This window comes from Flavobacterium frigidum (genome assembly GCF_048286795.2).
Genome location: NZ_JBLVPT020000010.1, coordinates 73,249 through 96,521 on the forward strand (window position 1 = coordinate 73,249; position 23,273 = coordinate 96,521).

General features: G+C 32.7%; 20 protein-coding genes and 1 riboswitch. Of the genes, 18 read left to right on the forward strand and 2 right to left on the reverse strand.

All coding sequences use genetic code 11. The features are described from left to right. The first annotated feature begins 160 nt into the window (after positions 1 to 160). The 15 genes from chrA (at position 161) to ACNQGB_RS11185 (ending at position 16,246) form a co-directional block, all read left to right on the forward strand. Positions 161 to 1,291, forward strand: a complete 1,131-nt coding sequence (gene chrA / locus ACNQGB_RS11115) for a chromate efflux transporter (protein ID WP_417943868.1) — start codon at positions 161 to 163, stop codon at positions 1,289 to 1,291. Between the two features lie 80 nt (positions 1,292 to 1,371). Beyond that, complete coding sequence (locus ACNQGB_RS11120) at positions 1,372 to 2,601, forward strand: HD domain-containing protein (RefSeq protein WP_417943867.1); 1,230 nt, start codon at positions 1,372 to 1,374, stop codon at positions 2,599 to 2,601. Between the two features lie 39 nt (positions 2,602 to 2,640). Then, the gene (gene lpxD / locus ACNQGB_RS11125; protein ID WP_417943866.1) at positions 2,641 to 3,684 is read left to right on the forward strand and encodes a UDP-3-O-(3-hydroxymyristoyl)glucosamine N-acyltransferase; all 1,044 of its coding nucleotides are present in this window, start codon (positions 2,641 to 2,643) and stop codon (positions 3,682 to 3,684) included. After that, positions 3,677 to 5,065, forward strand: coding sequence for a bifunctional UDP-3-O-[3-hydroxymyristoyl] N-acetylglucosamine deacetylase/3-hydroxyacyl-ACP dehydratase (locus ACNQGB_RS11130; protein ID WP_417943924.1), 1,389 nt, complete (start codon positions 3,677 to 3,679; stop codon positions 5,063 to 5,065). The genes lpxD and ACNQGB_RS11130 overlap by 8 nt, the downstream gene beginning before the upstream one ends. Positions 5,066 to 5,135: 70 nt before the next feature. After that, positions 5,136 to 5,921 (forward strand): acyl-ACP--UDP-N-acetylglucosamine O-acyltransferase, encoded by a 786-nt coding sequence (lpxA, locus tag ACNQGB_RS11135; RefSeq protein WP_309759912.1) that lies wholly within the window; start codon positions 5,136 to 5,138, stop codon positions 5,919 to 5,921. A gap of 174 nt (positions 5,922 to 6,095) precedes the next feature. After that, a complete protein-coding gene (gene efp, locus ACNQGB_RS11140; RefSeq protein ID WP_309759913.1) occupies positions 6,096 to 6,662 on the forward strand; it encodes an elongation factor P in 567 nt (188 codons plus the stop codon). A gap of 84 nt (positions 6,663 to 6,746) precedes the next feature. Beyond that, entirely contained in the window at positions 6,747 to 7,676 is a 930-nt protein-coding gene (locus ACNQGB_RS11145) for a UDP-3-O-(3-hydroxymyristoyl)glucosamine N-acyltransferase (protein ID WP_417943865.1), read from the forward strand. 1 nt (position 7,677) lies between these two features. Then, on the forward strand, positions 7,678 to 8,040 hold the full coding sequence (locus tag ACNQGB_RS11150) for a nuclear transport factor 2 family protein (protein WP_417943864.1): 363 nt from the start codon (positions 7,678 to 7,680) through the stop codon (positions 8,038 to 8,040). 94 nt (positions 8,041 to 8,134) lie between these two features. Beyond that, a complete protein-coding gene (gene sucD, locus ACNQGB_RS11155; protein WP_309759920.1) occupies positions 8,135 to 9,007 on the forward strand; it encodes a succinate--CoA ligase subunit alpha in 873 nt (290 codons plus the stop codon). Between the two features lie 216 nt (positions 9,008 to 9,223). After that, entirely contained in the window at positions 9,224 to 9,646 is a 423-nt protein-coding gene (locus ACNQGB_RS11160) for a hypothetical protein (protein WP_417943863.1), read from the forward strand. A 125-nt stretch (positions 9,647 to 9,771) separates the two neighbouring features. After that, positions 9,772 to 9,868, forward strand: a riboswitch (SAM-I-IV-variant riboswitch). 56 nt (positions 9,869 to 9,924) lie between these two features. Next, positions 9,925 to 11,247, forward strand: coding sequence for a Na+/H+ antiporter NhaC family protein (locus ACNQGB_RS11165; protein WP_417943862.1), 1,323 nt, complete (start codon positions 9,925 to 9,927; stop codon positions 11,245 to 11,247). A 183-nt stretch (positions 11,248 to 11,430) separates the two neighbouring features. Next, on the forward strand, positions 11,431 to 12,177 hold the full coding sequence (gene fabG / locus ACNQGB_RS11170; RefSeq protein WP_417943861.1) for a 3-oxoacyl-[acyl-carrier-protein] reductase: 747 nt from the start codon (positions 11,431 to 11,433) through the stop codon (positions 12,175 to 12,177). Positions 12,178 to 12,257: 80 nt separating this feature from the next. Continuing rightward, positions 12,258 to 14,285 carry a hypothetical protein gene (locus ACNQGB_RS11175; protein ID WP_417943860.1) on the forward strand — a complete coding sequence of 676 codons (2,028 nt, stop codon included), beginning with the start codon at positions 12,258 to 12,260 and terminating at the stop codon, positions 14,283 to 14,285. Positions 14,286 to 14,296: 11 nt separating this feature from the next. After that, a complete protein-coding gene (locus tag ACNQGB_RS11180) occupies positions 14,297 to 15,193 on the forward strand; it encodes a LysR substrate-binding domain-containing protein (RefSeq protein WP_417943859.1) in 897 nt (298 codons plus the stop codon). Positions 15,194 to 15,307: 114 nt separating this feature from the next. After that, complete coding sequence (locus tag ACNQGB_RS11185) at positions 15,308 to 16,246, forward strand: YeiH family protein (RefSeq protein ID WP_417943923.1); 939 nt, start codon at positions 15,308 to 15,310, stop codon at positions 16,244 to 16,246. On the opposite strand, the gene ACNQGB_RS11190 is transcribed toward ACNQGB_RS11185, so the two are convergent. Beyond that, complete coding sequence (locus tag ACNQGB_RS11190; RefSeq protein WP_417943858.1) at positions 16,234 to 16,980, reverse strand: YoaK family protein; 747 nt, start codon at positions 16,978 to 16,980, stop codon at positions 16,234 to 16,236. The two genes, ACNQGB_RS11185 and ACNQGB_RS11190, sit on opposite strands and share 13 nt — an antisense overlap. A gap of 98 nt (positions 16,981 to 17,078) precedes the next feature. On the opposite strand from ACNQGB_RS11190, the gene ACNQGB_RS11195 reads away from it, so the two are divergent. After that, positions 17,079 to 18,077, forward strand: coding sequence for a zinc dependent phospholipase C family protein (locus ACNQGB_RS11195; protein ID WP_417943857.1), 999 nt, complete (start codon positions 17,079 to 17,081; stop codon positions 18,075 to 18,077). A 59-nt stretch (positions 18,078 to 18,136) separates the two neighbouring features. On the opposite strand, the gene ACNQGB_RS11200 is transcribed toward ACNQGB_RS11195, so the two are convergent. Continuing rightward, the gene (locus tag ACNQGB_RS11200; protein WP_417943856.1) at positions 18,137 to 20,236 is read right to left on the reverse strand and encodes an LTA synthase family protein; all 2,100 of its coding nucleotides are present in this window, start codon (positions 20,234 to 20,236) and stop codon (positions 18,137 to 18,139) included. A gap of 362 nt (positions 20,237 to 20,598) precedes the next feature. On the opposite strand from ACNQGB_RS11200, the gene ACNQGB_RS11205 reads away from it, so the two are divergent. Together ACNQGB_RS11205 and ACNQGB_RS11210 are read left to right on the forward strand one after the other, a co-directional pair. Further along, on the forward strand, positions 20,599 to 21,261 hold the full coding sequence (locus ACNQGB_RS11205) for a response regulator transcription factor (protein ID WP_417943855.1): 663 nt from the start codon (positions 20,599 to 20,601) through the stop codon (positions 21,259 to 21,261). A 6-nt stretch (positions 21,262 to 21,267) separates the two neighbouring features. Then, positions 21,268 to 22,662 (forward strand): sensor histidine kinase, encoded by a 1,395-nt coding sequence (locus ACNQGB_RS11210; protein ID WP_417943854.1) that lies wholly within the window; start codon positions 21,268 to 21,270, stop codon positions 22,660 to 22,662. Positions 22,663 to 23,273 lie beyond the last annotated feature (611 nt).

A 23,273-nucleotide genomic window follows, 5' to 3' on the forward strand; every position in this document is an offset into this window, starting at 1 on the left:
GAGAGTTTGTAATTTATAGTATTAGCTTTATTTTTTAATAAATTTGACTGTTTAGCAAGGAACTTAGATCTAGAAACTATTTATTATTTTTAACGCTGTAATTAATAGGTTATATGTAGTTGTTTGATGATTTTATAATAACTGAACAAAATAAACTAGAATGAATGAAAAAAATACTTTGAAAGAGCTTGCTAAATTATTTTTAAAACTAGGAATAATAGGTTTTGGTGGTCCTGCAGTACATATTGCGATGATGCAGAAGGAAGTCGTCGTTAGGAAAAAATGGATGAGCGAACAGCATTTTTTAGATTTAGTGGGTGCTACTAATTTAATTCCTGGACCAAATAGTACTGAAATGGCGATTCATATTGGTCAGGAAAGAGCAGGATGGAAAGGATTAATTGTGGCTGGCATGTGTTTTATTTTGCCTGCGGTTTTAATAACTGGATGTTTTGCTTGGTTGTACAAAGAATACGGGCAACTTCCAGAAATTAAACCTCTTTTGTATGGCATTCAGCCCGCAATTATTGCTATAATAATCATGGCCATTTTACCGCTAGCTACGAAGTCCCTAAAAACAGTTGAATTAAGGATCTTGGGATTGGTAGCACTAATTTTGGCACTTTTAAATTTCAATCAAATTTATATTTTATTTGGCGCAGGTATTTTTGCTGTACTAACTGCAACTACTAGAAAAAATAATGTCTATGGTTTCGCTGTTTTGCCACTTTTGTTATTTCAATTTTCTAAAACAACGGTTGCCACGGTTACCAATTTGAATTTGTTTTTGGTGTTTTTGAAGATTGGCGCCATACTATACGGAAGTGGTTATGTATTATTTGCCTTCTTAGATGCAGAACTTGTTGCAAAAGGCTTATTATCTAGAGCTACTTTAATAGATGCGATTGCGGTAGGGCAGTTTACGCCAGGACCTGTTTTTTCATCAGTCACTTTTATTGGATATCAATTAAACGGGGTTTTGGGAGCACTTGTTTCTACAATTGGAATATTTTTGCCTTCATTTTTATTTGTTGCCTTATTAAATCCGTTGGTAAAAAAAATGAGGAATTCAATTCCGTTTTCTACTTTTCTTGATGCAGTAAATGTAGCTTCGGTAGCGTTAATTATTGCGATCTGTTTTCAGATGAGTTACGCTGTAATAGCAGATTGGCGAACCATTTTAATTGCTTTGATCAGTTTTACGGTAGCTTTTTATTATACAAAAATAAACAGTGCTATTCTAGTATTGGGTGGCTCATTAATGGGCTATTTGTTAACTTTTATTGGATAGTAAATTAAGGCAATTTGGTACGTTTCTATTTTTGAAATGGAATTTACTTATATTTGTTGACCTTAAAAAAATAACGTATTGTGAGTCAAATTAATAAGCTTAAAATATTTAATGATCCTATCTACGGGTTTATTACCATTCCTAATGCATTAATCTACGATTTGATTCAGCACCCGTACTTTCAACGTTTGCGCAGAATTTCTCAAATGGGGTTGTCCTATTTAGTGTATCCAGGTGCCAATCATACTCGTTTTCATCACGCTTTAGGGTGCATGCATTTGATGCAAAAAGCAGTTGACGTATTGCGTTTTAAAGGAGTTTTATTGTCTACAGAAGAAGAAAACGCTTTATACATTGCTATTTTATTGCACGATATCGGGCATGGACCTTTTTCACATGCCATGGAAAAAAGCATTGTTGAAGATGTGCATCATGAAGAAATTTCATTGTTGTTTATGAACCAATTGAATGTTGAATTTGACGGAAAGTTAAGTTTAGCGATTCAGGTTTTTAAAGGAGAATACAACAGAAAGTTCATGTTGCAGTTGATTTCAAGTCAATTGGATATGGATCGAATGGATTATTTGAAACGGGATAGTTTTTACTCGGGCGTAGCAGAAGGTAATGTAAATTCAGAGCGACTGATTCAAATGATGAATGTGGTTGATGACTATCTGGTCATTGAAGAAAAAGGAATTTACTCCGTAGAAAAATTCTTAATGTCTCGACGCTTGATGTATTGGCAAGCCTATTTACACAAAACGAGTTTAGTGGCAGAGTTAATTTTGATGAAAATCTTAAAACGCGCCAAAGAATTAACATTAAAAGGAGTTCCACTTCCTTGCAGTGAACCTTTATTGTTTTTCTTGCAAAACAAAGTTACCATCGATACTTTTGATGCTGAAACTCTAGATTTATTTGCTCAATTAGATGATTTTGATATCATTGGAGCATTAAAATCATGGCAAAAACAGGATGATTTTATTTTGTCATCATTAAGTAAAATGATTGTCAATCGCGATTTATTAAAAATAAAGCTTACCAGTGAAAAAGTAGCAATAGAGGAATTACAGCCCTTGAAAGAGCGTTTCGCATTAGAAAATAATATTTCCTTACTAGAAACTAATTATTTTATATTTAAAGGAAAAATAAAAAATCAAGCCTACAGCAAAGAGGCGGAACCCATACGGATTTTGAAAAAAGACTGCACGATAGAAGATGTAATAGAATCCTCTGATCAGCTGAATTTAAAATCATTATCCAAATTGGTGACCAAGTATTACATCTGTTTCCCAAAACAACTGTTATAAAAACACCATTTAAAATCTATTTTTTATATTTTTGTCACAATGAAATTTACAGCAGAACAAATAGCAGGGATTTTAGAAGGTGAAGTTATTGGGAATCCCATGGCAGAAGTTTTTAGATTGTCAAAAATTGAAGAAGGTACAGATGGCTCACTTACTTTTTTATCAAACCCTAAATACTTAAATTATATTTATTCAACAAAAGCTTCAGTAACCATTGTAAATGAGACTTTTGAACCTGAATTGCCTTTGACGACTACTTTGATAAAAGTACAAGATGCTTATACGGCATTCTCAAAATTATTGGAGTTTTACAATCAAGTAAAATTAAATAAAAGCGGAATAGAGCAACCTTCTTTTCTTTCGCTAAGTGCAAAATATGGAGATAATTTATACCTTGGGAGTTTTAGCTATGTAGGTAATAACGTTATCTTGGGTGACAATGTAAAAATATACCCTAATTGTTTTATTGGAGATAATGTAGTCATTGGCGACAATGCATTGTTGTTTGCTGGAGCAAAAATTTACTCAGAAACTATTATAGGTAACAATTGCACGATTCATTCTGGGGCTATTATCGGTTCAGATGGCTTTGGTTTTGCACCAAATCCTGATGGAACGTACACTAAAATACCTCAAATTGGGAATGTAATTATTGAAGATAATGTAGATATCGGTTCTTGTACGACGATTGATAGAGCAACAATGGGTTCTACAATTATCAGAAAAGGAGTAAAGCTTGACAACCAAATCCAGATTGCTCATAATGTCGAAATTGGAGAAAACACAGTTATTGCAGCTCAAACTGGAGTTGCAGGTTCAACTAAAATTGGTAAAAACGGCTTAATTGGTGGGCAAGTTGGAATTTCGGGACATTTAACCATCGGGAATAATGTTCGAATTCAGGCACAATCTGGTGTGGGACGAAATATAAAAGATAATGAAATAGTGCAGGGGAGCCCTACATTTGGATACAATGATTTTAGCAAATCATACGTTCATTTTAAGAATTTGCCTAAAATTGTTGCAGAAATAGAAGAATTAAAAAAACAAATATTAAACCAAAAAAATGGAAACAATGGTTAAACAGAAGACCATCAGAAAAGAAATTTCACTTACTGGGGTTGGATTGCACACGGGGAAAGAAGTAAAAATGACTTTTAAACCTGCTCCAGTAAATAATGGTTTTACTTTTGTTCGAGTTGATCTTGAAGGACAACCTATTATTGAAGCAGATGCTAATTATGTGGTTAATACGCAAAGAGGGACCAATCTAGAAAAACTAGGAGTGAAAATTCAAACTCCAGAACATGTTTTGGCAGCACTTATTGGTTGTGATTTAGATAATGTAATCATAGAATTGAATGCTTCTGAACTTCCTATTATGGATGGTTCATCCAAATATTTTGTTGAAGCTCTTGAAAAAGCTGAAATCGAAGAGCAAAATGCCAAAAGAAATATTTATGTGGTGAAAGAAGTTATTTCATTCACAGATGAAGCTTCAGGAAGTGAGATCTTAGTCATGCCAAACGATCATTATTCAGTAACTGCAATGGTAGATTTTGGAACTAAAATACTAGGTACGCAAAATGCAACGATGAAAAGTATTGCTGATTTTAAAACCGAAATATCAGAGTCTAGAACCTTCAGTTTTTTACATGAATTAGAATCATTATTAGAAAATGGTTTGATAAAAGGTGGTGATTTAAACAATGCTATAGTATATGTTGATAAAGAGATTTCTGCTGCTACAATGGAGAGTTTAAAAGTAGCTTTTGGAAAAGATGAAATTACCGTAAAACCAAACGGGATTTTAGACAACCTTACTTTACATTATCCAAACGAAGCAGCAAGACATAAATTATTGGATGTTGTAGGTGATCTAGCTTTAATTGGAACAAGAATTCAAGGAAAAGTAATTGCTAATAAGCCAGGACATTTTGTAAATACACAGTTTGCAAAGAAAATGGCTAAAATCATCAAAATAGAACAACGAAATTATGTTCCTGTTTACGATTTGCATTTAGAACCGTTGATGGATATTCATAAAATCATGGCCGTTCTTCCGCACAGACCACCGTTTTTATTGATTGATAGAATCATTGAAATGTCAGAAAGTCATGTCGTTGGAATGAAAAATGTTACCATGAATGAGAATTTCTTTGTCGGACATTTTCCTGAAGCTCCAGTAATGCCAGGGGTCTTAATTGTTGAAGCAATGGCACAAACAGGTGGAATTCTGGTATTAAGTACAGTTCCAGATCCAGAAAATTATTTAACTTATTTTATGAAAATAGATAATGTTAAGTTCAAACATAAAGTTTTACCAGGAGATACCTTAATATTTAAGTGTGATTTAATTACACCAATTAGACGAGGAATTTGTCACATGCAAGCCAATGCTTACGCCAATGGAAAACTAGTTGCTGAGGCAGAATTAATGGCACAAATTGCAAAAAAACAATAATTTTTTTGTTGATTTGATTAATCGTTCATTCGGTTAATCGATGATACAGTTAAACGATTAAATAAATTATATGAATCAACCACTAGCCTATGTGCATCCAGGTGCCAAAATTGCTAAAAATGTTGTCATTGAGCCTTTTACAACTATTCATAACAATGTTATCATTGGTGATGGAACTTGGATTGGTTCAAATGTAACCATAATGGAAGGCGCAAGAATAGGAAAAAATTGTAATATATTCCCTGGTGCTGTTATTTCGGCAGTTCCTCAGGATTTAAAATTTGGTGGAGAAGATTCTTTAGCAATAATTGGTGACAATTGTACAATACGTGAGTGCGTGACCATCAATAGGGGAACAATTGCCTCTGGCCAAACAACTTTGGGTAAAAATTGCTTGGTAATGGCAACCGCACATATTGCTCACGATTGCCACATTGGTGATAATGCAATAATTGTGAATGGAGTAGCGCTCGCAGGACATGTTACTGTGGGTAAATATGCAGTTATTGGCGGTTTAGCAGCCATTCATCAATTTATTCATATTGGCGATCACGCGATGATTTCTGGTGGATCTTTGGTACGAAAAGATGTTCCACCATTTACAAAAGCAGCAAAAGAGCCTTTGTCCTATGTTGGAATAAATTCTGTTGGTTTAAGAAGACGCGGTTTCACAACTGAAAAAATTAGAGAGATTCAGGATATCTATAGAATATTATATCAAAAAAATTACAATACCACTCAAGCTTTAGGAATCATCGAAGCTGAAATGGAAGCGACACCCGAAAGAGATGAAATCATCGATTTTATTAGAAATTCATCGCGTGGAGTGATGAAAGGATATTCTGGGAACTATTAATCCCCACCCCAGCCCTCCCCGAAGGGAAGGGAGTGTAAACGTGACTATATTGTAAAAAAATATAATGTAGTATAAAATGTAAAATATAATAAAAATAAATAAGTAACTAATTTCCAGTCTTAGCTCCCTCCCCTTCGGGGAGGGTCGGGGTGGAAAAAATAAACAAAAATAATAATGGCATCTACATCAGATATTAAAAACGGATTGTGTATTAAATACAACAACGATATTTACAAAATCATTGAATTTCTTCACGTTAAACCAGGGAAAGGTCCTGCTTTTGTTAGAACAAAACTTAGAAGTTTGACTAACGGAAAAGTATTGGACAACACTTTTTCTGCAGGGCATAAAATCGAAGAAGTTAGAGTAGAAAATCATAAATTTCAGTTTTTATATCCAGAAGGAAATGAGTTTCATTTTATGAATACTGAGACTTTCGAACAAATAACTTTGAACAAAAACATCTTGGATTCACCAGATTTATTAAAAGAAGGAGAAAATGTAATGGTCAGTATCAATACAGAGACTGATTTACCACTTTCTGTGGATATGCCAGCATCTGTTATTCTTGAAGTGACTTATGCAGAGCCTGGTATCAAAGGGAATACAGCTACAAACGCAACTAAATCGGCAACTGTTGAAACTGGAGCAACTGTAAATGTGCCTTTATTTATTAACGAAGGTGATAAAATTAAAATTGATACTGCATCAGGTTCCTATATGGAGCGTGTTAAGGAGTAAATTATTTAATAAATAGAAAATGTGTTAATTTAAATCATTATCACATTTTTTATTTATACATTTCTTATTTTTCTAGTTATATTTATGAAATTCCCAAAAGCGTATACTTTAAAACAAATTGCTACTATTATCAACTGTGAATATGTTGGTGATACTGATTTTCCTATTACGGGAATGAATGAGATACATGTTGTTGAATCTGGCGATATTGTTTTTGTTGATCATCCCAAGTATTATGACAAAGCATTAAACTCAGCAGCAACTATTGTTTTAATCAATAAAAATGTAGCTTGTCCCGAAGGGAAAGCATTATTGATTTCTGAGGATCCTTTTAGAGATTTTAATAAATTGACAAATTATTTCAAGCCATTTCAATTCTCGAATGTTTCAATAGCTACTTCAGCTTCAATAGGTGAAGGAACTGTAATACAGCCAAATACTTTTATTGGAAATCATGTGGTGATTGGTAAAAATTGTTTGATTCATTCTAATGTTTCCATTTATGATCATACCATTATTGGTGATAATGTGATTATTCATGCTGGAACAATTTTAGGTGCAGATGCCTTTTACTATAAAAAACGCGCTGAAGGATATGACCAATTACTTTCTGGTGGAAGAGTTATTATCAAAGATAATGTGGGGATAGGAGCCCTTTGTACAATTGACAAAGGTGTAACTGGTGACACCACGATTGGTGAAGGTACTAAAATTGACAATCAAGTACATGTAGGTCACGATACAGTTATTGGAAAAAAATGTTTGATAGCTTCACAAACCGGAATTGCAGGTTGTGTCATTATCGAAGACGAAGTAACCATTTGGGGACAAGTAGGAACCACAAGTGGAATAACGATAGGAGCAAAGGCAGTTATTCTAGGTCAAACGGGAGTTACAAAATCAGTAGAGGGTGGAAAATCTTATTTCGGAACTCCAATTGAAGAATCTAGAGAAAAACTGAAACAACTGGCAAATATCAAGAAAATACCAGAAATTTTAAACAAATTAAAGTAATATGTCTGCTAAAGAAATCGTTCAGAAATTTTACAAATCAGATGCTCTAATTGATAGTGAAATCATTAAGGATTTTTTGCATCCTGAAGTAGTCGTGGAATGGAATAGTAGTAAAGGATTGATTCAATTGAATTATGATTCTTTATTAAATCTTTCTAATGATTTGAGCAAAGCGTACGTGCGTTCTAAAGTTAGAATAAGTCATATTGTTAGTGAAAATGATCGTATTTCGGTACGATATTCTCATTTTGTAAAAACGATTGAGAATCCGCGAGAAGAAATGTTATTGGCTCACTTTATGGTGATTTGGGAAATAAAAGACAACAAACTATTTCGAGGGTATCAAATGAGTCAATTATCCTAATTTAGTATTAAAAAACTGAATACTGAATACGGATTACTGATTACTATTTTATACTTTTGCAAAACAATTTTAAAAACTACCTAAAAAATATATCATGAGTGTTTTAGTTAATAAAGATTCCAAAATAATTGTTCAAGGTTTTACAGGAAGCGAAGGAACTTTCCATGCTTCTCAAATGATTGAGTACGGAACTAACGTTGTTGGTGGTGTAACTCCAGGAAAAGGGGGAACTACTCACTTAGATAGACCCGTTTTTAACACTGTAAAAGATGCTGTAGAACAAGCCGGAGCTGATACAACTATCATTTTTGTTCCACCTGCTTTTGCTGCGGATGCCATTATGGAAGCTGCAGATGCTGGAATTAAAGTAATTATTGCAATTACTGAAGGAATTCCGGTTGCTGACATGATAAAAGCAAATAGTTATGTTAAAGAAAGAAATGCACGTTTAATAGGTCCAAACTGTCCGGGAATCATTACACCAGGTGAAGCTAAAGTTGGTATCATGCCAGGTTTTGTTTTCAAAAAAGGAACTGTAGGGATTGTTTCTAAATCAGGAACATTAACGTACGAAGCAGCTGACCAAGTGGTGAAACAAGGTTTAGGAATCACTACAGCAATTGGAATTGGTGGAGACCCAATTATTGGAACAACAACAAAAGAAGCTGTTGAATTGTTAATGAATGATCCAGAAACGGAATGTATTGTAATGATAGGTGAAATTGGTGGACAATTAGAGGCTGATGCTGCTCATTGGATTAAAGCGGATGGAAACCGTAAGCCAGTAGTAGGTTTCATCGCCGGAGTTACTGCTCCTCCGGGGCGTACCATGGGGCATGCAGGTGCAATCGTTGGTGGATCTGACGACACAGCCGAAGCTAAAAAAGAAATCATGAGAGCTTGTGGGATTCACGTAGTAGATTCTCCAGCTGAAATTGGTAAAAAAGTAAAAGAAGTTTTAGGATAATCTAAGCTTTTTCTAAATAGTATTAAAGCCTCACAATTTGTGAGGCTTTTTTATGATAAATAGAATTAAAAAAAATACCTTTGCACTTTATTAAATATAGCATTTTCTTTAGTTGTTATCCTAATAAAACAAATACAAACGAATGGTTTCTAATGAACCTCACGATTTTGTGGGGTATTTTTTTGTGGCAGCCAATTCAAATAAAAATAAAATAATATGTACAAAGAGTTAAAAAAATTCAAAGTTACCAATCAGTTTTCATTTACTACAGAAGATAGTTTAGCAGAAGTTTGCAACGCGTCAGAAGGTTCTGGTGTATTTTTAGTGTATTCAGTAGGTGATGAAAAAGAGCTAATTATGGTTGGTTCTACTGGAACTGTTCAAAATAATGGAACTTTGAAAATTAAAAATGGTGGACTGAAGGATAAAATCGTAGAAGGACACCAATTTGCGAAAACGGGAAGAAAATATTCTTGGCCAGCACAAATGAAAATAGAGGATATTAGTACCCTTGAAGTAGTTTGGTATGAGACATTCAATGATAAAACTAAAGTAATCCCAACATTCGTAGAAGGACAAGTTTTACAAAACTTCCTTGATGAAAATGGAAGATTACCAAGGTGGAATGTAGCTTTCTAAGTAGTTAGTTACTGTTTTTCAATATTTTATATATTAACGCTATCAGTTTTGATAGCGTTTTTTTTAGTTATTCTTATTTTTAATATAATTATTTGATTTATTCGTAAATAATTAATTAATTTTGCACCCGTTATCACGAATCCTTCAATAGGATAGCAACCTGCAACAACAAGCAAGGTGCTAAAACGATAAGCCATATCTTTTGGAAAAAATGTTGTTTTTACATTACCATCTACAGGTTTGTTTTTCGTTATAACACTTAATTTAAAATTATTTTTATGACAAAATTTACTAAAGAATCTGGGAATCCTTTTGCATTGATTCCGCTATTTGTTTTTATTTTTACGTTTTTAGGAGCTGGAATCATTTTGAATGATTTTTATGCTTTTCCTTCGCCCGTAGCAGTTCTAATTGGAATAATAGCTGCATTTTTATTGTATAAATCATCTACAAACGAAAAAATTGATACTCTAATTGCTGGTTGTGGTGATAGTAAAATCATAACTATGTGTTTGATTTATTTATTAGCTGGTTCATTTGCAGTGGTAAGTAAAGCAATGGGCGGTGTTGATGCGGTAGTGAATCTTGGCATCAATACAATCGATGTTGCTTACTTTCCGTTGGGGATTTTCTTGATCGCTTCCTTTTTATCTACTGCTACGGGAACATCAGTTGGAGCCATTGTTGCTATTGGACCTATCGCAGTTTCGCTTGCAGATAAAAGCGGAGCCTCTTTGCCCTTAATTTCAGGAGCTTTATTAGGCGGGTCTATGCTAGGGGATAATTTATCGATGATTTCAGATACGACGATTGAAGCCACACAATCGCTGGGATGTGATTTGAAAGATAAATTTAAGATCAATTTGTTTATTGCTTTTCCAGCGGCACTATTAACTATTTTAGTATTTTTCTATTTAGGATTAAATTCTGATATTGTTGCTGTAGCTATTGCAAGAACTGATTTTTCATGGATTGCAATTGTGCCCTATATTGTTGTAATCGTTCTAGCGGTGGTGGGTATCAACGTTTTTTATACTTTAATTATAGGAACACTTTTAGCAGGGATAATTGGTTATCTGGGCGGTTTATTTACTATAATGGAATTTACTCAAAAGTGTTATGAGGGATTTACAAGCATGACTGATATTTTTTTACTTTCTATGCTTACAGGTGGTTTAGCCGCATTAGTAGAAAAGGCGGGAGGAATCACGTATTTACTGGTACAAATTAAAAAATTAATCAAAAGTAAAAAATCAGCTCAACTAGGAATTGGTACCTTAGTGGGTTTTGCTAATTTAGCTATTGCTAATAATACGGTTTCTATTGTAATCACAGGACCAATTGCCAAAGAAATTAATGATGAATATGACCTTAACCCAAGAAAAACAGCCACAATTTTAGATATTTTTTCTTGCGTTATACAAGGCGTTCTACCTTATGGAGCGCAAGTATTACTGATATTAAGTTACGCTAATGGTAAATTGAATTTCTTTGACTTGATTGGTAATGCTTGGTATCATTTATTTTTGTTTGTTTTTACCCTGATTGCCATTTACAGTTCGTTTTGGGATAAGCTAGTAGGGCGTTATTTTCATGTATAAAGTAATTTTATGACGCTTAATGAAAGTGAAATTTTTTTTAAAAAAGGAAATAGTATATATTTGGCAAGTCGCTTATAGCCCTGATAGCAATGAAAATCCTTTTCTATTTTTTCTTTAAAAATAGAAAAGATTGTAATGGATAGCAGGAATAGCTTCAAATAAAAAATAAACTAATTTTTGAATATGAAATTACTAGAAGGAAAGGTTGCCATTATTACTGGTGCAAGTCGTGGAATAGGAAAAGGAATTGCAGAAGTTTTTGCTCAACATGGTGCAAATGTTGCTTTTACATACAGTTCATCAGTAGAATCTGCGGAAGCTTTAGAAAAAGAATTGAATGCTTTAGGTATTAAAGCCAAAGGATATCAATCTAATGCTGCTGATTTTAATGAAGCACAAACTTTTGTAGATGCCGTTTTAGCTGAATTTGGAACTGTTGATATACTTATCAATAACGCCGGAATTACTAAAGATAACTTGTTGATGCGCATGTCTGAAGAAGATTTTGACAACGTCATGGATGTAAATCTAAAATCGGTTTTTAATATGACTAAAGCCATTCAGCGCACGTTTTTAAAGCAACGTTCGGGTTCTATTATTAATATGAGTTCTGTTGTAGGAGTAAAAGGAAATGCTGGACAAACGAATTATGCTGCTTCAAAAGCGGGCGTTATTGGTTTTTCAAAATCAGTGGCTTTAGAATTAGGATCTCGTAATATTCGTTGTAATGTAATTGCACCAGGATTTATAGAAACGGAAATGACGGCTAAATTAAACGAAGATGTGGTAAAAGGATGGAGAGAGGGAATTCCATTAAAACGCGGTGGAACCACCGAAGATGTTGCTAATGCTTGTTTGTTTTTTGCATCGGATATGAGTGCGTATGTAACCGGACAAGTGATGAATGTGTGTGGTGGAATGCTTACTTAAAATAATTATAAATTATAAATGATGAATTATAAATGATGACAATTTAAAATTTAAAATTCATCATTTAAAATAAAATAAGAATGACAACAAACACTTTACTATTATTATTTATTTCTGTATTAATAGCAGGCAGTTTGTCGTATTTTCAATACATTTATAAGGCCAAAAACAAATCGAAAATCGGTTGGTTTTTGGCTTTTTTACGTTTTTTATCCATTTTTGGTATTTTATTGTTGTTAATAAATCCAATACTGACCAAAAACACACTAGAAACTGTAAAAACACCTTTGCCTATAATTGTAGACAATTCAAGTTCTATTGCGTTTCTCAAAGCCAATGAAAATGTACTGGAATTACATGAAAAAATAGAATCAAATTTAGATTTACAAGATAAATTTGACGTACAAACGTATCAATTCTCCGATGATTTTGAACCCGCAGAAAATTTTGATTTTAAGGGAACTCAAACCAATATAGATCTTGTTGCCAAAAATTTAAAAAGTATCTACAAGAATACGAGTTATCCGATAGTTTTAATTTCAGATGGGAATCAAACTTCGGGAAATGATTATGTATACAGTTTTGATGCAATAAATAAAGTATATCCCTTAATTGTAGGCGATACAACAACTTTTTTTGATTTAAAAATCAATCAGCTCAATGTAAACAAATACGCTTTTTACAAGAATAAATTCCCGGTAGAAGCCTTTTTACACTATTCGGGAACTAAAAACACAACGGCTGATTTTATAATATCTCAGGGGAATTCCGTTTTAAGCAAACAATCATTTGCCTTTTCACCATCAAAAAAAACGGCAACTGTACAGGTAGTTTTACCGGCTGATAAAATAGGAGTACAGGTTTTTAAAGCTACTATTTCATCCACAGTAAAAGAAAAAAACACCTATAATAACACCAAAAATTTCGCTGTTGAAATACTTGACCAAAAGACAAATATTGCTATTATATCTACTATAAATCATCCTGATTTAGGAGCACTAAAAAGAGCTATTGAATCTAATGTACAGCGTAAAGTAACTATTTTTAAACCAGATGAAATCAAATCATTACAAGATTATAATGTTTTAATTTTATACCAGCCAACAACTGAATTTAAAACTATTTTTGATTCAAATAAAAGCGCTGGAATCAATACATTTATTATTACTGGAAACAATACTGATTTTAATTTTTTGAACCAACAGCAAAATGATTTAAGCTTTAAAATGAGTGGCCAAAAAGAAGATTATTTGTCTGTATTTAATGGACAGTTTAATTTGTTTGCAATTGATAATATTGGGTTTGAAAATTTACCCCCTTTACAAAATGCTTTTGGAACGATTACAACAAAAGGTTCTGTTTCAATTTTGCTTTCGTCTAAAATTAGAAATATCGATACGAATGCGCCATTATTGGCTTTTGCAGAAAATCAAGGTAAGCGAAACGCATATCTTTTTGGGGAAAACAGTTGGAAATGGAGATTGCAAACTCACATAAATAATCAATCTTTTGAAAAATATGATGCTTTCATGGATAAGATTATTCAGTTTCTAGCTTCGAATGCTACTAAAAAATCGCTAGTGGTAGAACACGAAAGCTTTTACAATTCAGGGGAAGCTATTGAAATTACAGCGCAATATTTTAATAAAAATTATGAGTTTGATGAAAAAGCCCGTTTGAATATTGCTGTAACCAATACTAAAACCAAGCAAACTAAAAATTACGATTTATTAAAAGGAAATAATGCTTATAAAGTTAATCTAGAAGGACTTAAAGCAGGTTCCTATGCGTTTACAGTAAAAGAATTAAATTCGAAAACTACTTATTCCAGTAGTTTTGAAATCCTAGCTTTTGATATCGAAAAGCAATTCGTTAATCCAGATGTAGAGAAATTGACTCAATTAGCTGCGCAAACACAAGGGAAAATTTATTTTCCAAATCAGGTTGATGCGCTAATAAAATCACTTTTAGAAAATGAGGACTACAAAGCTATTCAGAAGAATGTAATAACCAAAACGCCTTTGATAGATTGGATTTGGTTATTGATTCTAATTTTGATTGTTCTGGCAACCGAGTGGTTTGTTCGAAAATACAACGGTTTACTTTAATAAAATACAAAATGGATTTTAGACTAAAAGTATTTTATACTGTTGCCAATCGATTGAGCTTTACAAAGGCGTCTAACGAATTATTTATAACACAGCCCGCAGTTTCAAAGCACATTCAGGAATTAGAAGAATACTATAAAATCAAGTTGTTTAATAGAAACGGTTCTAAAATTACATTGACAGTTGCTGGAGACGTATTATTGAAACACGCCAAAAATATTTTTGAAGTCTATCGTGACATCGATTTTGATATGAATACCTTAATCAATCAACGTTCTGGGTTGTTGCGAATAGGTGCTAGTACGACAATCTCTCAGTATATAATTCCGCCACTTTTAGCCCGTTTTCATCAAAAACTACAAGACATAAAAGTGAGTTTACTAAATGGAAATACGGAACAAATAGAAAATGCTTTACTACAACAAGAAATTGAAATAGGAATTGTCGAAGGGCAATCTAAAAATAAATCTATTAAATATACCGAATTTTTAAAAGACGAATTAGTTTTAGTATGTAAGAGTTCCAACCCTTTAGTAAATCTAAACGAGATTACCCAAGAAGCGCTTAAAAAGATGCGTTTTTTAATGCGAGAACAAGGCTCTGGAACACTTGAAGTTATTGAATTTGCATTAAAACCATTTAATATTAAAGTATCTGAAATACAGATTGAAATGCAATTAGGCAGCACCGAAAGTATAAAATCCTATTTAATGAATTCTGAATGTGTGGCTTTTATATCGATTCATGCCATACAAAAAGAACTTCAAAACAATGAATTAGCAATATTAGACATTACAGATTTGACAATCGAACGTTTTTTCTATATCATAACTTTGCAAGGTAAAACAGATTCATTGTCAGATTTATTTATCCAAAACATTTCTAATTATTATAACTTAAAGTTATAACGGATTATAATTTGCGATTGGCTTAAATAGATTTTTCTGATGACCTTTGTTCGGTACTAATTCAACAACGTTACATTGGAAAAGCATCAAAAAGCAATTCAAGAAGAATCTTTTATTTTTTTTAGAGTAAACACCAAATTACAGCAATTCATTTTTGGTGTTTTGCTTTTTTTATGTGCATCATCTTTTGTGACTCCACCCATTGCTTTAGTTTTAGGTTTGCTTGTTGCCAATCTTTTTGGGCATCCTTATTTGCATCTCAATCATAAGGCAACGAATGTTTTATTGCAAATATCAGTTGTTGGATTGGGTTTTGGAATGAATGTAAATAGTGCTTTAGCTGCCGGAAAAGATGGTTTTTTGTTTACAATTGGTTCTATTTTGAGTACTATAATTTTTGGAACTTTTATTGGCAAATGGTTGAACATTGAAAAGAAAACTTCTCACTTGATTTCTTGTGGAACTGCCATTTGTGGGGGAAGTGCAATCGCAGCTATTGCTCCGGTAATCAAATCGAATGAAAAACAAACCTCTGTAGCTTTAGGAGTTATATTTATTCTGAATTTGGTAGCGCTGTTTTTATTTCCGGCAGTGGGTAATTATTTGGATTTATCTCAAAGAGAGTTCGGACTATGGTGTGCCATTGCTATTCATGACACGAGTTCTGTGGTTGGAGCAGCGAGTAAATTTGGCACCGAAGCCTTGCAAATAGCCACAACCGTAAAATTAGCCCGTGCCTTATGGATTATTCCTGTAGCATTGATTACGGCATTTATTTTTAAGAATAAATCTGGGAAGCTAAAAATTCCATACTTTATTGGATGGTTTATTTTGGCGATGATTGCTAATACTTATTGGCCAGAAATGGAGATTTTAGGCCCACACTTGGCTTCTGCTTCTAAGATAGGTTTGACAATAACTTTGTTTTTGATTGGTGCTGGACTAAATAGAAATGTATTGAAGTCAGTAGGATTAAAACCGCTTGCACAGGGCATTTTGCTTTGGACATTCATTGCAATTGCAACTTTGATTTCGATTATTTATTTAAAATAGTCTTTTTGACGAAAGGTTTTTCTTTTGATCACATAAAATTGCACTCGGATATAATCATACAAAAGGGCAAACAACAAAAAGGTTGCAGCGACAAAAAGTGTTTTCATTTGCAATAAATTAAAAAGAAAACCACCCGAAATACAACCAATAAAAAAGAAAATAATAATCGATAATCGGAGGTAAATATTGGTTTTTAGTTTTTTGTTTTCTTCGGATTTTTTATAAAAGAACAATTGCGACAGTTCTATTCCTAAATCAGTAAAAAGTCCTGTTAAATGGGTTGTACGGACGGTAGATTGAGAAATTTTTGTTACCAAAGAGTTTTGTATTCCCATCGCAAAAAGCATCGCAAAAGTAATCCATTTTCCCTCTGAACTAGACAATGATGATTGTACTCCGAAAATCCCAACCCCAATTAAAACAATTATTTCTAGTGCAATAGGAATCACATGAGATAAATTAGGATGTTTTCTCGAAATTAATTCTGCCAAAAAATTAGATGTAAAAGCACCAAACAAAAAGAAGACAGTGAATACAAAAAAGGGTATTGCGGCTGCATAATCTCGCTTCATGATTTCTTCGGCAAAATAGGCAAAATGTCCAGTAATATTTGTTGTTAATGTTTGTACCGATAAAACTCCCGTAACATTTACAATACCAGCTACAAAAGATAATAAAGTGGCTAAACGAAGATTGTGTATAAAAGTTCTGTTTTTTCCTTGATGTCTAAACATATTTATAAGTTTTCATTTTTAATTAACAGAATCTTAAAGCTAAATTTTTCGTATCACGATTTAATGAAATATATTTGTGGCTCAAAAAAATAAATTTAATGAAAAATTTTAGAGTTAAGCCTACATTTATTGCATTATCTGCAATTTGCATTACCTTTTTTCTTGTTTCTTGGGGGATAATAGGACATGAACGTATCAACAGAGCAGCTGTTATGGCATTGCCAAAACCTTTGCAGACTTTTTTTTACAATCACATCGATTTCATCACGCAAGAATCTACCGTTCCTGATTTGAGAAGAAATGTAATCAATGATAAAGCGGAACCACCACGTCATTATTTTGACATGGAAAATTATGGTGCAGTAGAAACTTTTCCTAAAACAATGGAAGAAGCTAAAGCAAAATATGACGAAAAGTTTTTAACTAAAAATGGAATCTTGCCGTGGCATATTCAAGATTTGATGGCGAAATTAACTAAAGCTTTCAAAGACAAAAGAAAAAACGAAATACTATTTATTGCGGGTGATTTAGGTCATTATATTGCAGATGGTCACATGCCTTTGCATACTTCTGACAATCATGATGGTCAAAACACCAATCAAAAAGGAATTCACTCTTTGTGGGAAAGTCGTTTGCCAGAGTTGTTTGCAAAGGATTACAAGTTTAACGTTCCACAAGGTGTTTATTTAGAAAATGTGGAGAAAGCTACTTGGGATCTGATTTTTTATACACACAGCTTAGTAGAGCCCTTACTTGCTATTGATAAAAAATTAAGAACCGCGACACCTGAAAACAAAATATTTGTTACCGATGCTGCTGGTGAAATTGTGAAAAATAAATACGGAGGAACCCTTTATTCCGATGAATATGCTAAACAATTGCATGCAGATATGAATGGTATGGTTGAAAAGCAAATGCGAAAAGCCATAACAGTCACCGCAAGTTTTTGGTACACGGCTTGGGTAAATGCTGGTAAACCTGATTTGAGTGGTTTAGATACTCCTGAATTAACTAAGAGAAACATTAAATTGTTAAAAAAAGACATGAAGACGTACTCTAAAGGAAATCTTTTTGGACTAACAAGCGATAAAGAATAAAGCTATAGTATTATTTAAAAAAAGCGGGCGAGACTAATGTTTCACCCGCTTTTTTTATGCTAATTTATTTTTTGGTATTTTTTATTCTTAAGCATATCTGATGCCGATTGGTAGTAGGAAATTGTTTCTTTCACTAGATCAGCTCTTTCTTTTTTTAGTGGAAGTTGATCGTAATAAATTTGAAAAATTGGAGCCACTTTTTGATCTGTTTTTAAACGCAACTCAAATTGTTTAACTCTCTGTTTTGGTGAAATAATGGTTAAAACATTATCTTTTATTAACCCTAAATCTTGATAGGTAGCAATCAAAGCTCTTGGTTTATAGTCTGCTTTAAGAACGTCTTGTCCATAAAATTTACTTTGGTAATCAAAATTTAAAAGACCAAATACCGTAGGCATAAAATCAATTTGTGACATTAAGTTAGTGTATTGCGCTGGTGCAATAAAACCAGGACTGTAAATCATGGCTGGAATACGATATTTATCAACCGGTAATTCTGTTTTTCCTGCACTTGATGCGCAATGATCAGCTAGAATTACAAAAATGGTGTTAGCAAACCAAGGCTCTTTTTGTGCCATTGCAAAAAATTTACGCATGGCATAATCCGTATACTTCACTCCACCATCACGAGATTTAGCATCGCCAGGAATGTCAATTTTACCGTTCGGGTAGGTAAAAGGTCTGTGATTACTTACTGTCATGATGTGATTGAAAAACGGTTGACCTGTTTTTGCTTCTTGATTCATAATTTTAATAGCCTTGTGATACATATCTTCGTCACAAACACCCCAAATATTTGAAAAAGTAATTTCTTTAGGTTCAAATGTTTTTTTATCTACAATATCATAGCCATTGCCTGTGAAAAAATCTTCCATATTGTCAAAAAAAGCATCGCCTCCGTACATGAATTTAACAGCATATCCCTTTTGCTTGAAAATGCTCGCTGTTGAAAATTTATTTTTATTGTCTTCGCGCTTTACAACACTTTCGCCTGCAGTAGGAGGAAAGCATAATGTTACGGCTTCAAGACCTCGCACGGTTCTATTTCCTGCTGCGTAAAGATTGGTGAAAACCAAACTTTTGGAAGCCAAACTATCTAAAAAGGGAGTAATAGCATTTTGATTACCATACATTTTCATGAATTCAGCACTGTAACTTTCAATCGTGATTAAAACTACATTTTTATGTTGTTCAGCAGCTACATTTTGGATGTCTCGCAAAGAGCTATTCTCTGTAATATTGGGAATTTGTTGCTTTAACTGAGAAAATGCTTCTTGAGCTGGTATCGTTTTGTAAAACTTGAAGTAGTCCAATTCGCTGTGCACGAACGCAAAATAGAATTTATAAATTCCGTTGGCTTGTAACTCATTCGCAAATACATTTCGCGAGTTTTCTTTCGTTGATAAATAAGGTAAGGCAAGCAATGCAAGGCCAAAAAGCAAGAGATAGATTCCTGATATTTTAATTTTTTGTATATAAGAAAGAATGTTTTCAATATAGTTTTTTGATTTTTGGACAATGAAATACGTAATGAATCCCGCTAATGCAAACAAAGCCGAAAACAATGGAATAACGGGATAAGATTCCATTATATTTCCAATTACCTCATTAGTATAAATTAAATAATTGACTGCAATAAAATTGTAACGTACACCAAATTCATTCCAGAAGAAGTATTCACTGATTCCATTTTGCAAAATGAGTAAAACATATAAAAGTATAACAAAAGAAAACAACCAAAACCGAATAGCATTTCGGTATTTCGGTAGAAAAAGTAAAAGGCCAAAAAGGATTGTTTTGATAGACAGAAAACCAATTGCAATTTTTGGTAATGCGCTACCATATTCGTTCAAGATCGTATTGCCGAAAGCTACGTAACAAAGAAGTGCCACAAAGAGCCCCAGAATTACATATCCATATGGGGAATAGTATTTAGCATTTGATATAAATAGAAGGTAAAGCCATAAAAATAAACTCAAGAGCACAAAAATTAAAACATCCGAAAGGAATCCAAAAATGAATACTGAAAAAGTCTCGAAAGCAGTAAAGGAGGTTTGCGTAATGGGATGAAAAAATAAAATGAACCGAACAATAAAACTAATACTGACAAATAACAATAGTAAATAATTGAAAGGCGACGTTATCTTATAAAGCTTCATATTTTATTTTTTATCGTAAAAGTAACTTTTATTAATGTATTATTATTTTAAGATTTGCTTAATGTTAGCAATAAGATTAATATTAACTTAAGAATGGCTGTTGGACAAACTAGTAACCAGTAAAATAAATAATTTTACAAAGAATTTAAAGGCGAGATAAACAGAAAAACACAGCAAGTTTTTATTCCTTTTCATGAAAGGACGCAGGTATTTTTTTAAGTTATTTCACTTAAGACGGTTGAAATCTGTCGTTTTTGGTAGCATTGATTCATAGATACTGTTTAATATGCTTCCTACTGACATTGCAAAGGTTGCATTTAAATGCATTGAGTAATAAAGCTTAATTTTACAAAAAAATAGAAGTGCACGTATTAATTGTAGAGGATGAGGCTGGGATTATTCAGTTTTTGAAACAAGGCTTAGAAGAAGAGGGCTACACCGTGAGCAGCGCTGCTGATGGGAGTATTGCTTTTGAGAAAATCCAAAAGCAAAACTTTGACCTTGTTTTATTAGATTGGATGTTGCCCAAAATGACAGGTTTAGAACTTTGTAAAGCCATACGATTAAAAAACAATACTACCCCAATTATTTTTTTGACTGCTAGAGATACGGTTCAAGAAACCATTGAAGGATTAAAAGCAGGAGCCAATGATTATATAAAAAAACCTTTTAGTTTTGATGAATTATTAGAACGTATTAAAGTTCATTTTAGGAATCAAGGTGAAGCTACAAACCTTACGCTGGGGAGTGTTACAATTGATATTGCAAAACATCGCGTCTTGGTGAATGAAACTGAAGTAGCTTTTACACAACGCGAATTTGAGCTTTTGACCTACTTAATTAAAAATAAAGGTAAAGTTTGCACCAGAACACAAATTATTGAGGATGTTTGGGACATTCATTTTGAGTACGATACGGGCGTTATTGATGTTTTTATGAATGCTATTCGTAAAAAATTGAATTTAAAAAATGAACAAGACAATATAAAAACTGTCCGAGGAGTAGGCTATATTGCTAATGATTAAATAAAAATGCAACAACTTTCATTTAAAAACAGAATTGCTCTCAATTATATTGTCACCACAGCTTTATTGATTGTAGCAGTTTTTTGTATTATATATTCTATTGTGAAATTTAGTGTGAACACTCATGTCAATACGGATATCAAAAGCGAGGCAGACAAGCATTTAACCGAAATCGAAATCGTTGGCAATACATTTCATTTGATTCACAAAGAGGAATGGAAGGAACGCGAACACAACACACTTGATGTGAATCCCGTTTTTATTCAGTTTATTGATCAAAATGGAAAACTTATCGAAAAGTCACCAAATCTTAAAAATAAGACTTTATCTTATGATCCTAAGCATGTTTCAAATGTACTTTATGACGATGTTCTAGCCAATAGTGCCATCAGGCAAATGCAAGTTCCCATTTACAATAAATCTAAAGTTATTGGTTATCTGATCGTTGCTATGTCACTTGAAGACTCTACAATGGTTCTTGATAATATATCTGAAGTATTGATTATTAGCTATCCCATAATTTTAATTGTACTCTTTTTTCTAGCTCGTTTTATTGCAGGTCGTTTTATAAAGCCCATTTCTTCAATTATAAAAACATCCAATGATATTACAAAAGACAACCTTACTTCGCGCATTGCGCTACCTCCACAGCAGGATGAATTGTACGTTTTGTCTCAAACAATAAATCATTTATTAGATCGTATTGAAACCACGGTGGAACGCGAAAAACAATTCACTTCAGATGCATCGCACGAATTAAGAACTCCTTTAACTGTAATTAAAGGTACGCTTGAAGTATTGATTAGAAAGCCCAGAGAGCATGCCGAATATGTAGAGAAAATAAACTTTTGTGTCAATGAAGTTAATCGTTTAAACAATTTAGTGGATCAATTGTTATTATTAGCTCGTTTTGAAAATCAAAAACAAACGCTAAAAACAGAAAAAGTATATTTAAATGCCTTATTTTTAGATACTATTTCTCGGTTTTCAGCAATCATTCAAAGCAAGAAAATTAATGTTAGCACCAGTTTTTCGGCGGAACATTACATAGAAACAGACGGGTATTTATTTTCGATAATAATTAATAATTTAATATCGAACGCTTTAAAATATTCTAATCAATACGGAAACTTAGTAATCGTATTGAAAGAAATTGATTCAATAATTGAATGTCATATTAGTGATACGGGCATCGGGATTGCAGCCGAAGATATTGACAAAATCTTTAATCAATTTTACCGATCCCAATCGAATAGTCATCCTGAAATTAAGGGCACCGGATTAGGACTTTCTATTGTAAAAAGATTCTGTACTTTACTCAACATTGATATTGCTATTACCAGTCAAGAAAACAAAGGAACAACCATTATTTTAAGATTATTTGAAGCACACCTTACGTAGTTCTTAAGGCAATATCTATCTTAAAACCTTACTTTTGGACTCTAATTAATTGCATCTGCTTAATTCTGAAATTATGCATTTACTATTTTACAAAAACCAACCAGATTATTTAATTTTCTTTAAAAAAAGGAACCGAATGCGTCTAGGTTTAGGATAGTACATCATTTAAAATAAAATCAAAAAAGGACTTATATTTGTTTTGTGAAATTTATAAAAAACATAGTAACTTTAATTATTTGCCTACAACTAACGATTCCTTTTGTTGTTGAGGATAGCTTACGATTTCCTATTTTGATTTCACATTTTATTAAGCACACTTATAATCAAAAAGATATTACTCTCATCCATTTCTTGGCGGATCATTATTTAGACAAACATCATGATGAGAAACACGACGACCATCAAGATTTACCTTTTCATAGTCATTCGGACTTTTCATTTAATCAAAATTTAGCAATAAACATAGAAATAAAACTATTCAAATTTATTCCGAATTATTATTTTAAAGAACCACAAAAAATAGCTTTTTTACAATATTATTTTTCTTCAAGAGTTTTACTATCTATTTGGAAACCACCAAAACAGTGTTAATTATTTATTGCTTCATTACA

What these genes read in the sequence shown, in the direction of transcription:
- lpxD (WP_417943866.1), top strand. Translation starts at nt 2,641, where the DNA reads ATGAAATTTACAGCAGAACAAATAGCAGGGATTTTAGAAGGTGAAGTT.
- chrA (WP_417943868.1), top strand. Translation starts at nt 161, where the DNA reads ATGAATGAAAAAAATACTTTGAAAGAGCTTGCTAAATTATTTTTAAAA.
- ACNQGB_RS11210 (WP_417943854.1), top strand. Translation starts at nt 21,268, where the DNA reads ATGCAACAACTTTCATTTAAAAACAGAATTGCTCTCAATTATATTGTC.
- efp (WP_309759913.1), top strand. Translation starts at nt 6,096, where the DNA reads ATGGCATCTACATCAGATATTAAAAACGGATTGTGTATTAAATACAAC.
- ACNQGB_RS11130 (WP_417943924.1), top strand. Translation starts at nt 3,677, where the DNA reads ATGGTTAAACAGAAGACCATCAGAAAAGAAATTTCACTTACTGGGGTT.
- ACNQGB_RS11190 (WP_417943858.1), bottom strand. Translation starts at nt 16,980, where the DNA reads ATGTTTAGACATCAAGGAAAAAACAGAACTTTTATACACAATCTTCGT.
- ACNQGB_RS11200 (WP_417943856.1), bottom strand. Translation starts at nt 20,236, where the DNA reads ATGAAGCTTTATAAGATAACGTCGCCTTTCAATTATTTACTATTGTTA.
- ACNQGB_RS11195 (WP_417943857.1), top strand. Translation starts at nt 17,079, where the DNA reads ATGAAAAATTTTAGAGTTAAGCCTACATTTATTGCATTATCTGCAATT.
- lpxA (WP_309759912.1), top strand. Translation starts at nt 5,136, where the DNA reads ATGAATCAACCACTAGCCTATGTGCATCCAGGTGCCAAAATTGCTAAA.
- ACNQGB_RS11145 (WP_417943865.1), top strand. Translation starts at nt 6,747, where the DNA reads ATGAAATTCCCAAAAGCGTATACTTTAAAACAAATTGCTACTATTATC.
- ACNQGB_RS11160 (WP_417943863.1), top strand. Translation starts at nt 9,224, where the DNA reads ATGTACAAAGAGTTAAAAAAATTCAAAGTTACCAATCAGTTTTCATTT.
- ACNQGB_RS11180 (WP_417943859.1), top strand. Translation starts at nt 14,297, where the DNA reads ATGGATTTTAGACTAAAAGTATTTTATACTGTTGCCAATCGATTGAGC.
- sucD (WP_309759920.1), top strand. Translation starts at nt 8,135, where the DNA reads ATGAGTGTTTTAGTTAATAAAGATTCCAAAATAATTGTTCAAGGTTTT.
- ACNQGB_RS11165 (WP_417943862.1), top strand. Translation starts at nt 9,925, where the DNA reads ATGACAAAATTTACTAAAGAATCTGGGAATCCTTTTGCATTGATTCCG.
- ACNQGB_RS11150 (WP_417943864.1), top strand. Translation starts at nt 7,678, where the DNA reads ATGTCTGCTAAAGAAATCGTTCAGAAATTTTACAAATCAGATGCTCTA.
- fabG (WP_417943861.1), top strand. Translation starts at nt 11,431, where the DNA reads ATGAAATTACTAGAAGGAAAGGTTGCCATTATTACTGGTGCAAGTCGT.
- ACNQGB_RS11175 (WP_417943860.1), top strand. Translation starts at nt 12,258, where the DNA reads ATGACAACAAACACTTTACTATTATTATTTATTTCTGTATTAATAGCA.